The following is a 12,923-nucleotide window of genomic DNA, read 5'->3' on the forward strand; positions in this document are numbered from 1 at the left end:
GCAAGCTCAACGAAAACAGGGATGGTGATTTCAAATGTAAGAGCAATAAATAATCAGTAAGGGAAAATCAATGAACTACAAGACTTTGAAAGCTAGTGGGTTGGCGGTTATAGTCTCGGCAGCTTACATAGGGAATGCGTACTCAATGGAAATAGCCAATGATGCAATGGCAATAACATTTGATAATAACTCAGGTGTCGTGTCATTGATCAATAATAATACGGATGAACAAATCACCCCAACTGAACTTTTCTTCATTACTCTACCGAATGAAACAACACTTCATACCAAAGATTTTAAGTTGGAAAAGTACAAGAAAGATGGTGACAGCATCAATCTCACTTTTGTTCGCAATGATTTTGAAGTGGATGTCACTTTGAACGTAATCAAACAACGATATGTGAGTGTTGATTACAAAATCAAAGCTGTTGGTAACGATCGCAAGATCAAAAAAATCACTTTCTTGCCAACCAAAAAACAAACGCAAGCGCCTTATGTTGACGGTAGCATTAACAGCTCACCAATTATCGCGGATACGTTCTTCATGCTGCCGCGTAAACCGATTGTAAATACCTATGCTTACGAAACGAAAACCAACCTCAATATTGATATTGTCACTCCAATAAGCACAAACGCCCCATTAAGATATACAACTTATATCGGTACATTTAGCGAAGTCAGTCAATTAAGACGCGACTTCAACAAGTTCATTGAAGCAATGCGACCACGTCCCTACAAACCATATTTACATTACAATTCATGGATGGATATTGGCTTTTTCACTCCTTATACAGAAAGTGACATTAAAGGACGAATGAAAGAGATTTATCATGAGTTGGTGGAAAAACGCGGCGTAGTTCTTGATGGGTTCTTACTTGATGACGGCTGGGATGACTTAACAGGAAACTGGGATTTTGGCTCAGCATTTGCTGATGGGTTTAGGAGCGTAAAAGAGCTAGCCGATTCAATGAATACTAGTGTAGGTTTGTGGCTTTCCCCTTGGGGAGGCTATAACAAGCCACGTGACATTCGCGTTTCACATGCAAAGGAAAATGGTTTCGAAACGGTGGATGGTAAGTTTGCTCTCTCAGGTCCGGTGTACTTCAAAAACTTCAATGACAAAATCACCAATCTAATTAAAAACGAACATATTTCATCGTTTAAACTTGATGGAATGGGCAACGCAACATCTCACTTAAAAGGCAGTCAATTTGCTTCCGATTTTGATGCGTCAGTTCAGTTGATCGAGAACATGCACAAGGCCAATGATAAAGTATTTATCAACCTAACGACCGGGACCAACGCAAGCCCATCATGGTTATTCTTCGCTGACTCAATTTGGCGCCAAGGTGATGATATCAACCTTTATGGTGATGGCTCTCCAACACAACAGTGGGTCACTTACCGAGACGCTGAAACATATCGTTCGATTGTCCGTAAAGGTCCATTATTCCCGATGAGTTCGATAATGCTTCACGGTATTGTCAGCGCCAAAAACGCTTATTATGGACTTGAGAAAGTACAATCCGATCAAGATTTTGCCGATCAAGTATGGTCATATTTTGCAACTGGCACACAACTACAAGAAATGTATATTACGCCAGATATGCTCAATTCAACTAAATGGGACACTCTTGCAAAAGCAGCTAAATGGGCAAGAGAGAACGCCGATGTTTTGGTGGATTCACATTGGATTGGTGGCAATCCAACTAACTTAGCGGTGTATGGTTTTGCGTCATGGAATGAAAACAAAGCCGTAATTTCGTTGCGTAACCCATCGGATAAACCACAAAAATATTACTTGGATCTCAATCGTGATTTTGAATTGCCTACAGGTGCAAATGGGCAGTTCAAGCTAAAAATGGCTTACGGTGAAAACAACACAATTCCATCTCACTACACCGGCCCAGTAGTCATAACCCTGCAGCCACTACAAACTTTAGTCATCAACGCGAATAAATAACCAGTAATCAAAGAAAAGGCACTGTTATGGTGCCTTTGTTCGCTTTTTCTCAGACCTTAATACCATCAAATACGATAGAGCAACGAGTGCTTAACGTATTCTTCCGGCAGATAACTTCACTTCCCCGATCGCACAGTTTTACTAAAAGTTTGTGCATCCATAAGTAGCTGTTTACAATGGTGGGATTATTGCTTTTCTCACTGGGACAGTGAGCTTTGCCTACGGGAAGTGCACATGGCAACACTAAAAGATATCGCTACTGAAGCTGGCGTCTCACTCGCGACCGTATCGCGCGTGTTAAATGATGATCCGACTTTGAGCGTAAAAGAAGAAACCAAACACCGCATCTTAGAAATCGCAGAAAAGCTGGAATACCGCACCAGCAGTTCCAAAAAAGCCACCAAAGAGGCAAGACAAAAACACCACTTCTTAGCCTTGTATAACTACAAGCAAGAAGCCGAGGTGAATGACCCTTATTACTTGTCGATTCGTCACGGGATTGAAACCCAGTGTGACAAATTGGGCATTACGCTAACCAATTGCTACGACAGCATCATCGATGTAGAAACGCAAAAGATCACCGGTATCCTTCTGGTAGGTAAAACTGACAGCGCCGTGATTCGTAAATTGCCTAAACGTCTTACTGACAGCATTTGCTACATCGACTTCTCTGACAGCGATAGCACATACGACTGTGTTGATATCGATCTTGCGCGAATCAGTAAACAAGTGGTCGACTTCTTTGTTGAACAAGGCTACGAACGGATTGGTTTTATTGGTGGTCAAGATGAACCAAACACTGCAGACATTCGTGAAAATGCATTTGTAGAATACGGCAGCTTAAAAGGCGTGGTGTCAGAAGACGATATTTATCGCGGCGACTTCTCTAGCTTATCTGGTTACGATTTAGCAAAAGCCATGTTAGCAAAAGGCGATTTTCCTAAAGCGCTCTTTATCGCTTCAGACTCAATTGCAATTGGTGTTTTACGCGCGATTCATGAATTCGGTTTGAACATTCCACAAGACATTGCCCTAATCAGCGTCAATGACATTCCAACCGCCCGATTTACCTTCCCACCACTCTCAACTGTGCGCATTCATTCTGAGATGATGGGTATTCAAGGGGTAAATTTATTAGTAGAAAAATACCGCGACGGTCGCGCACTGCCTCTACAAGTGCATGTGCCGAGCAAATTAAAACTCCGCGGCACCACTCAGTAATTCCCTTCACATCATCAAATTTATAAAGCACTGAATATTCAGTGCTTTTTTATTATCCCCTCTTTAAATCTAGCTATTTTTTATCCACTTTACCTAAGAAATCGGCTTGGGATGCCATTCCTTTATCCTGATCACATCTTGTTCAATGATCGTCCAATAAAACGTGACCAAGTTAAAGTTAAACGTTTTCACTAATTTATTTTAGTAAAACTTTTACTAAAATCTTTTCCTAGATAATTCATCACTCTTTTTCAAATGACATCGGCTGCATTTCTTTTGGATAGCTTCAAGCATTGGACTCCTCCTTTGCCTGCTACCAAACTAAGCCGAGGGGAGAACAAACGTGAACAATTGGGAAAACTTCCTTCACCTGCATGAGAATCGTATGGCACCACGTGCTTACTTCTTCTCTTACGATTCAATTAAAAACGCACAAACATTCCAACGAGAACTGAGCAGCCGCTTCAAACTGCTAAGTGGTCAATGGACATTCAACTACTTCACCAATCCTCTCTTGGTGCCAGAAGAGTTTTACTCGCAAAAAATGGAAGAATGGGGACAAATTACCGTTCCAAACATGTGGCAAATGGAAGGTCATGGCGACCTTCAATACACAGATGAAGGCTTCCCATTCCCTATCGATGTGCCTTTTGTTCCGACAGATAACCCGACAGGTGCTTACCAACGCACGTTCACTCTGGGTGAAAACTGGAACGACAAACAAACCATCATCAAATTTGATGGCGTTGAAACCTACTTCGAAGTTTACGTAAACGGTCATTACGTTGGCTTTAGCAAAGGCAGTCGATTGACCGCAGAGTTCGACATCTCTTCTTATGTACAACAAGGTGAAAATTTACTGTCTGTACGTGTGATGCAGTGGGCAGATTCGACTTACATTGAAGACCAAGACATGTGGTGGACGGCGGGTATATTCCGCGATGTGTACCTTATCGGAAAAGAGCACGTTCACGTCCAAGATCTGACTGTTCGTACTGATTTCGCCGACGATTACCAAAGTGTCACCTTAAGCTGCCAAGTTGAACTAGAAAACCTATCGACTACGGTTGCGTCTGGTTACACGCTGGAATATGCCCTTCAAGATAAAAGCACTGTGGTTGCAAGCGGTCAATGTGATTCACTGACTATTCAGGACAACAGCCAAGCAAGCTTTGCCATTGATGTGGTGAACCCAACCCATTGGACAGCGGAAAATCCATACCTTTACCAACTGTTCATTACACTAAAAGACACACAAGGCAATGTTGTCGAAGTGATTCCGCAACGTGTTGGCTTCCGAGACATTAAAGTGCGTGATGGTCTGTTCTACATCAACAACCAATACGTGATGCTGCACGGTGTAAACCGTCATGATAATGACCACCTAAAAGGTCGCGCTGTTGGCATGGATCGCATCGAGAAAGACCTGATCTTGATGAAACAGCACAACATCAACTCAGTTCGCACCGCGCACTACCCTAACGACCCACGCTTCTACGAGCTGTGTGACATTTACGGCTTGTTCGTAATGGCAGAAACCGACGTAGAAACCCACGGCTTCGCTAACGTTGGCGATCTCAGCCGCATCACCAATGACCCAGCATGGGAAGGTGTGTTTGTCGATCGCGCAGAGCGCCATGTTCATGCTCAAAAGAACCACCCTTCGATCATCATGTGGTCACTGGGTAATGAGTCTGGTTACGGCTGCAATATCCGCGCGATGTACAGCGCAACTAAGGCGATTGATGACACTCGCTTAGTACACTACGAAGAGGACCGCGATGCAGAAGTGGTTGACGTCATTTCAACCATGTACTCACGTGCTCAGCTCATGAACCACTTTGGTGAACACCCGCACGACAAACCTCGCATCATCTGCGAATACGCACACGCGATGGGTAACGGACCTGGCGGTCTGACGGAATACCAAAACGTGTTCTACAAGCATGACCACATTCAAGGTCACTACGTTTGGGAATGGTGTGACCATGGCGTATTAGCGCGCGATGAAAATGGTCAAGAGTTCTACAAGTACGGCGGCGACTACGGCGATTATCCAAACAACTACAACTTCTGTATGGATGGTTTGATTTACCCAGATCAAACGCCGGGACCAGGCTTAAAAGAATACAAACAAGTTATCGCACCAGTGAAAATTCACGCGGTGGAAGGCACAAAAGACCGCTTTACCATAGAGAACAAATTGTGGTTCACCAACCTGAATGATTACACCATCACTGCAGATATCCGAGCGGAAGGTGAAACGCTGCGCTGCGTGCAGTTTAAGGTCGAAGAGCTTGCAGCGAACAGCGCACGTGAAATCACGATTAATTTGCCTGAACTGGACGAGCGTGAAGCCTTTATTAACTTCACCGTGCGTAAAGACAGTCGAACTCTGTACAGCGAAGCAAACCACGACATCGCGACCTACCAGTTCCAGCTAAAAGAAAACACAGCAAGTGAAGCCGAATTTGTTAACCACAATGCGCAAGCGTTAGTAACAACAGAAAGCCGCTTGGAACACGTGATTGAAGGTCACAACTTCACGCTGATTTTCTCTAAAGTCAACGGCAAGCTGACCTCTTGGCTCGTCAATGGTGAAGAGCTGATTCAATCTGAGCCTAGACTGAACTTCTTCAAGCCAATGATTGATAACCACAAACAAGAGTACGAAGGTTTGTGGCACCCAGCACACTTGCAAATCATGCAAGAGCACTTCCGCACGCTGCAAGTCGAAGCAACCGATGATTCGGTTTCGATCACGACCACCAGCATCATTGCACCGCCGGTGTTCGATTTTGGCATGCGCTGTACCTACCGCTACCAAATCAACGCACAAGGGCATTTGAATGTGGAACTGAGTGGCGAGCGCTACGGCGATTACCCGCATGTTATCCCTGTAATTGGTTTGGATTTGGGCATCAACGGCAGCTTTGACCAAGTCAGTTACTACGGTCGCGGTCCTGAAGAAAACTACCAAGACAGCCGCCAAGCCAACTTGATTGATGTTTACCACAGCACGGTAGCCAACATGTTTGAGAACTACCCGTTCCCACAAAACAACGGTAACCGCCAACACGTTCGTTGGGCATCACTAACGAATCGTCACGGGACGGGGTTGTTGGTGAAACCACAACAAGAAATCAACTTCAGTGCGTGGTTCTACACCAACCAAAACCTGCACGAAGCGCAACACACCATTGAGCTAGAAAAGAGCGGCTACATCACGCTCAACCTTGACCATCAAGTGATGGGACTGGGCTCAAACTCGTGGGGAAGCGAAGTGCTCGACTCATACCGCGTGTACATGGATGAATTCCGTTATGGCTTAACGATGATGCCGCTTCAAGCTGGCGATTGCAGTGCACAAGCCATGGCAAACCATGATTTCGACAATGCGTTCTTCACTCAATCCAATACTCAAACAGCAAACGAGGCGTAATCCATGATCGTGTTAGACAACTTAGACCAATTCAAAGTCGTGTACCGCAATGGGCGTAAATGGCAGCGCTGTGTCGAGGCAATTGAGAACACCGTAAACCTTAAAGATGGCGTGATGTATTCCATCGGAGACTCCTTGGTTTACATGATTCAAGACGGCACAAAACAAACTGAAATGTTTGAAGGCAACCGCCGCTACTTCGACGTGCATTACTACCTTGAAGGTCGCGAAACGGTGGAGTTCGCAGACAAGAAAAACCTACAACCTGAGCAAGCTTACCAAGATGAAACTGACCGCGAGTTCCTTTCTGGCCAAGGGGATACTCGTGAGCTTTGTGAGGGGCAAGTAGCGATTTTCGATAACACCAAAGCCTACCGCTTCCACGGTGATAACCGCGTTAGAAAGGTCGTGCTGAAAGTCACTATCGAAGATGGCTACTTCTTAAATAAATAACAAAAGCAAAGAACAAGAGAAGGGCTGCGCTCACAGCAATGCAAGCCCTTCCTCCCTACAATTCCAACGTGATTCATCGGAGATAGAAAATGTCTGAATCCAAACGTAATACGATAGGCAAATTCGGGTTGTTGTCCCTTACCTTTGCCGCGGTCTTTAGCTTCAACAACGTAATTAATAACAACATTGAGATCGGTCTTGCTTCAGCGCCAATGTTCTTCTTGGCAACCATTTTTTACTTTATTCCTTTCTGTTTGATCATCGCAGAGTTTGTATCGTTAAACAAAGACTCGGAAGCCGGTGTATATGCATGGGTAAAAAGCTCACTTGGTGGACGTTGGGCGTTTATCTCTGCCTACACCTACTGGTTTGTTAACCTATTTTTCTTCACGTCATTGCTGCCACGCGTTATTGCTTATGCGTCATACGCGTTCCTTGGCTATGAATACATTCTGACCCCACTCACCACAACAGCACTGAGTATGATTCTGTTTGCATTCGCAACTTACGTATCAACCAACGGTGCGAAGATGTTGGGTCCAATTACTTCAGTCACTTCTTCTTTGATGTTACTACTGACTATGTCGTACATCCTGCTTGCTGGCGCTGCATTAGTCGGTGGCGTTCAACCTGCTGAACCAATCACAGTAGAAGCCATGGTGCCAGACTTTAGCTGGGCATTCCTAGGCATTACCACTTGGATCTTTATGGCTGCAGGCGGTGCTGAATCGGTGGCGGTTTACGTAAACGACGTGAAAGGCGGCTCAAAGTCTTTTGTTAAAGTGATCATCGTTGCAGGTATCTTCATCGGCGTACTTTACTGTGTCGCTTCAGTGCTGATTAACGTATTCGTACCTAGCGAAACACTTAAATACACGGGTGGTTCTGTACAAGTATTTGAAGGTTTAGCGGCGCACTTCGGCTTGCCTGAAATATTGATGAACCGCTTTGTAGGCTTAGTGTCGTTTACTGCAATGTTCGGCTCTCTGCTAATGTGGACAGCGACACCAGTGAAAATCTTCTTCTCTGAAATTCCAGAAGGTATCTTTGGTAAGAAAACCGTAGAGCTAAATGAAAACGGCGTGCCTGCTCGTGCGGCTTGGTACCAATTCCTTATCGTTATTCCACTGATGATCATCCCGACTTTAGGCTCGAACACAGCGCAAGATCTGATGAACACGGTCATCAACATGACGGCGGCGGCTTCAATGTTGCCACCACTGTTTATCATGTTGGCTTACCTAAACCTACGCCTAAAACTGGACCATCTAGAACGTGATTTCAAAATGGGCTCTCGTATGACAGGTATCGCTGCGGTTTCTGTGCTTATCGTTATCTTTACTGTGGGCTTCCTAGCGTCAACCTTCCCAACTGGCGCAGACATCATGACGATTATTTTCTACAATGTTGGTGGCATTGTGATTTTCCTTGGCTTTGCTTGGTGGAAGTACAGCCAGTACGAAAAATCACTCGACCAAGAAGAGCGCGCCAAAGAAGCAGCGCCAGCAACTCAAGCAATGTAAGCCTTACACATAACGCTTGATAGCACCTGACCACATTCGTCAGACCAAGGGCACCCATCGGTGCCCTTTTTTATACCCAAGTAACCTCGAAATGCTAGGTTCAGCGAGAGTGCGTTGAAGTAACGATATCTGCCACCAACTGACGTAGCCACATCCCTTTGTCTTCATTGTTACGACTGGTGTGCCACAGCATAGCAATATCAAAATCGGCAACCGCAATCGGCGGCAGCACAGACACTAAGCCATCTGAAAAGCCTTCTGCTGATGCCATTTTTTCCGGCACAATAGCAATCAAATTACGTTGTTTAAGCAGATTACGGATCGTCAAGAAGTTACGTGAAGCTACTGTTACCTTGCGGCTTAAACCATGTTCTGCGAGTTTTTTGTCTACCTGTGTACTTAAACTGCCATCCGGGCTCACCAAGGCTTGTTCAATATTGGCAAATGCTTCAATCGATAATTCAGTCTCACCGTTTAAAACCTGCTTATCGCATAGGCACACATGCTTTTCAGTGTAGAGATATTGGCTATCAAAGTTGTCATCGAGTACGGGCATGCTACCAAGAATGACATCGAGCTTGTCGTGTTCAGTAATGGCGACATAGTTGCTACGGTTAACATTGATAAAGCTGATTTGCGCTTCTGGCGCGCGCTTGCGGATTTCATCATAAAGCAGAGGGGCGAAGATGAATTCAGCGTAATCGGTAAGACCAATGCGACACACGCCAGTGTAGTTTTCTGGCTGAAACTCGGACTTAGTCAGCAAGTCTTTGGCAATGGAATCCAATAAATGATGCACTGTTGGCGCGATATGATGCGCGTGCTCAGTCGGATCCATTTTATGTCCTTTACGCTCAAACAGAGGGTCATCAAATAGCACACGTAAACGCGATAAGCTGTGGCTCATGGCGGACTGACTGACAAAACTCTTCTCGGCAGCCAAACTCACACTGCGATAGCGATACAGATAAGAGAAAGTCACCAACAGATTCAAATCGATGTTACGCCACTGAATATCATCTTTCACAAATCACCCAATCCCATTTCATTCATAGATGAAATTAAAACTATTAATTTGAGTCATCTTAGTACATTTCATACAGTAACTGGAGTGTTATTGGAGATTTAACAGGCTCAATATGTTTACCATTTTTAAAACCTTTTTTTGGCTTGGTTGGATCAGTTTCGGTGGTCCTGCAGCACACATCGGTTACTTCCGCCAAACATTCGTAGAAAAACTCAAGTGGATTGATGATAGCGAATACGCACAAATCGTGGCGTTGAGCCAATTTTTACCGGGACCGGGGTCAAGCCAAGTTGGCTTTGCATTAGGTTACAAACGCGGAGGTCTGGGCGGCGCTTGTATGGCGTTTCTTGGATTCACGCTGCCTTCGGTGATCATCATGTTGGCACTTGCAATGGTGAGCAGCCAAATCACGGATACGGCACTGTTCCAAAACATCGTACACGGCTTGAAGTTACTGGCTGTTGTGGTGGTCGCTGATGCGACATGGGGAATGTACAAAAATTTCTGCCAAAACAAACTAACAGCAGGATTGTGTGTAGCAACCGCAATAGCGCTATTGGTTGCACCTAGCATCATGACACAAATGTTGGTCTTAGTAGTGGCCGGTTTGATTGGTACTCAATATCTAAAGAAAGAATCGACCACACCAGCAGAGCCGTTCAAACCAACTATCGCTCCACTCGCTCTGTTTGCCGTACTTCTTGTTGGCTTGCCTTTGGTGGCTCACGCTCTACCGATGTTAGGGTTATTTAGCGACTTCTTTCAAGCCGGCAGTTTAGTGTTTGGTGGTGGTCACGTGGTTCTTCCATTGCTGCAAAATATTGTTGGCGATCAGCTCAGCCAAGATGCGTTCCTAACGGGCTATGCAGCAGCGCAAGCTGTACCTGGACCGATGTTTACCTTCGCAACTTACATTGGCTATGAACTATCGGATACACCAATTCTAGGGGCGCTAGTTGCAACACTGGGTGTCTTTCTTCCGGGCTTTTTGCTGTTACTTGGCGTGCTGAAAAACTGGCAAGCTCTAGCTGGTAAACCTGCGGTATCTGGCGCAATTAATGGCGTGAATGCCTCAGTAGTTGGTTTACTCTTAGCGGCACTTTACCAACCAGTATTCACTAGTGCTGTGATTGCTCCGATTGATATCGCATTAGTCATTGCCGGTTTCTACCTACATAAAAAGCTCAATCTATCTGTACTTTGGATGATCGTATTCTTTGTCGCAGCAGGCATTGTGACCGGCATGATGTAGAGAGTGGCACAGAGCACTGCATGCGCAGTGCTTTTTCATCCCTACTCTGACATTACCGCATTAACATAACCTATTAATTTTATTTAAAAAATTCAATTTTCATTACTATTCAAATTTTCCTCACCAAACTTTAATCTTCATTAATCAAATTACCACCTCTAACTACGACTATACTCAATAGCAACGTTTTCATACTAGGTTAATAATATATGGAAAATGAGTGTGTAAAGTCTGAGGTTAATTTATCTACAAAATTACATCGTTTCTTGAAAGAGATTCAATCTGATCTTAAAGATGACAAGCTCATCTATTACTTTATTATTCTCTCTTCAGTCATTACCTATATTATTTCTTTTTTTTCTCCAGGTGGAATAACATTTTCTTTTTTTACCTATTTGGGAATATTGGGTATTTCCATGTTTGTTTTTTTAAATGCATGGGGAATATATTATTACTTCTATCTTTTATTCAAGCTAGAGCCTCACCCGTTAAAGGCATTTTTTTACAAAGCTAAAAGTTCGTTAACACCAATAAATAGACCATTATATATACTTTTCTTGATCACTGCTGTTCATGTAACTTTCTCTTCTTTCACTTATTTGAAGTCTATTATCCCTTTTCTTCATGCTTTCAAATATGATGAACTCTTTGCAGATATAGATCGTTTATTACATTTTGGCATAGACCCTTGGATCATAACGCATACTATATTTAGTAGTCCGTGGATGAGTCTAATTATTAATATTTTTTATAACCTTTGGTTTTTCTACTTTCTTGGTGTTCTTATTTATTTTATCTGTTCTCAGTCAAACCCTAAGATTAGACTCCAGTTCATTCTTTCTTTTTTGTCTTGCTGGATGATATTTGGCGCTTTATTAGCGACCTTACTTTCCTCTGCTGGTCCATGCTTCTATGAAGCATTACTAGATGATGCACGATATGGTTTATTGATGGATAGGTTACACTCTCAAAATGATTATATATTGAAATACATCGACATGCCCCTGTGGGCTCTAGGAACTCAAGATTCGCTTTGGAATGATTATGTAAACAATGAAAGTGGTGTAGGTTCTGGAATATCTGCAATGCCAAGTATGCATGTCTCTATTGCAACGGTTTCCGCCCTAGCACTATATCAGGTAAAAAAAACAGTCGGACTATTTGCTTGGATATTCACTGCTATTATTCAAATCGGGTCTATACACCTTGCATGGCATTATGCTATCGATGGTTATGTAAGTATTGTCATAACCATATTACTTTGGAAATTAGTCGGAAGATATTTAAAAATGACTAAATAACCCATGTAAAAATACAATAATTCTCACTTTTGATACTGAGACCATTAATAAATAAACCATTGATTAAACTACTTATTCAAATTCGAAAAGTCATTAATCTACTGCTATACCTAAGTATGGGACAAATATTATTATCGCGTTAGAACTATCTATTTGATTTTAGGTGATTTTGATTCACCTTTCGCCAAATTTTTACATCTGGCGCTGTAATACCGGAAAGTTAAGGGTAAGGGGCACAGTTATGGTGGTAAGAAAGATACGCCAGATCGGCACCGCTTTAATTGAATTCACGATAGTAGCCTTCTTTTACATGATCATTTTCTTCACTATTGTCGATTTCGGAGTGTTTGGTTACGTCAAATTGACAATGCAACATGCAGTTAGAGAAGGTGCTCGGTATGCGATCACTGGGCGGACTGACTTAGATCCGAATAACAGTAGCGACCGTAGCGCAGCCGTTATTGCAAAAATTGATAATGCATCCGACGGTCTTTTATCCCGAGTCACCAACACCAGCAACATTCGCGTCGAAGACATCGATGGAAACAGTGTTGCTGGATTTGGACAACCAAGACAGCTCATTTCCATTCATCTGGATTGTGAGTGGCCAAGCTTCAGCCCTTTCATTCGACCATTTGTCCAAAATGGTCATTACAAGTTCACCGTAAGCTCAGCAATGAAAAACGAGGCATTCTAGCACGCCTTTTCTGCTAAACAGCAGTTCTAGAATGAACAAGGATA

The 12,923-nt window shown here is 43.5% G+C and carries 9 protein-coding genes; 8 read left to right on the forward strand and 1 reads right to left on the reverse strand.

Annotated features, from left to right (window positions below; genetic code table 11):
• Window positions 1–70: 70 nt before the first annotated feature.
• The 5 genes from AACR11_RS10685 (at window position 71) to AACR11_RS10705 (ending at window position 8,602) form a co-directional block, all read left to right on the forward strand.
• The gene (locus tag AACR11_RS10685) at window positions 71–1,963 is read left to right on the forward strand and encodes an enterotoxin (protein ID WP_029790403.1); all 1,893 of its coding nucleotides are present in this window, start codon (window positions 71–73) and stop codon (window positions 1,961–1,963) included.
• Between the two features lie 234 nt (window positions 1,964–2,197).
• Entirely contained in the window at window positions 2,198–3,184 is a 987-nt protein-coding gene (gene ebgR, locus AACR11_RS10690; RefSeq protein WP_005449063.1) for a transcriptional regulator EbgR, read from the forward strand.
• Window positions 3,185–3,527: 343 nt separating this feature from the next.
• On the forward strand, window positions 3,528–6,626 hold the full coding sequence (gene ebgA / locus AACR11_RS10695) for a beta-galactosidase subunit alpha (RefSeq protein ID WP_029790402.1): 3,099 nt from the start codon (window positions 3,528–3,530) through the stop codon (window positions 6,624–6,626).
• 3 nt (window positions 6,627–6,629) lie between these two features.
• Entirely contained in the window at window positions 6,630–7,079 is a 450-nt protein-coding gene (locus tag AACR11_RS10700; RefSeq protein WP_009698695.1) for a beta-galactosidase subunit beta, read from the forward strand.
• Window positions 7,080–7,168: 89 nt separating this feature from the next.
• Complete coding sequence (locus AACR11_RS10705) at window positions 7,169–8,602, forward strand: amino acid permease (protein ID WP_079324721.1); 1,434 nt, start codon at window positions 7,169–7,171, stop codon at window positions 8,600–8,602.
• A gap of 100 nt (window positions 8,603–8,702) precedes the next feature.
• Here the strand turns inward: AACR11_RS10705 and AACR11_RS10710 are convergent, their stop codons facing one another.
• The gene (locus AACR11_RS10710; protein ID WP_029790401.1) at window positions 8,703–9,629 is read right to left on the reverse strand and encodes a LysR family transcriptional regulator; all 927 of its coding nucleotides are present in this window, start codon (window positions 9,627–9,629) and stop codon (window positions 8,703–8,705) included.
• A 112-nt stretch (window positions 9,630–9,741) separates the two neighbouring features.
• Here AACR11_RS10710 and chrA point away from each other — a divergent pair, with 112 nt between their 5' ends.
• The 3 genes from chrA to AACR11_RS10725 all read left to right on the forward strand — a co-directional run bounded on the left by chrA (window position 9,742) and on the right by AACR11_RS10725 (window position 12,879).
• Window positions 9,742–10,881: a chromate efflux transporter gene (gene chrA, locus AACR11_RS10715; RefSeq protein ID WP_009698697.1), complete on the forward strand. Its 1,140-nt coding sequence runs from the start codon at window positions 9,742–9,744 to the stop codon at window positions 10,879–10,881.
• 209 nt (window positions 10,882–11,090) lie between these two features.
• Window positions 11,091–12,182 (forward strand): phosphatase PAP2 family protein, encoded by a 1,092-nt coding sequence (locus tag AACR11_RS10720; RefSeq protein WP_029790400.1) that lies wholly within the window; start codon window positions 11,091–11,093, stop codon window positions 12,180–12,182.
• Between the two features lie 241 nt (window positions 12,183–12,423).
• On the forward strand, window positions 12,424–12,879 hold the full coding sequence (locus AACR11_RS10725) for a TadE/TadG family type IV pilus assembly protein (RefSeq protein ID WP_033001634.1): 456 nt from the start codon (window positions 12,424–12,426) through the stop codon (window positions 12,877–12,879).
• Window positions 12,880–12,923 lie beyond the last annotated feature (44 nt).

It is taken from the genome of Vibrio sp. L85, from assembly GCF_963871815.1.
GTDB lineage: Bacteria > Pseudomonadota > Gammaproteobacteria > Enterobacterales > Vibrionaceae > Vibrio > Vibrio harveyi.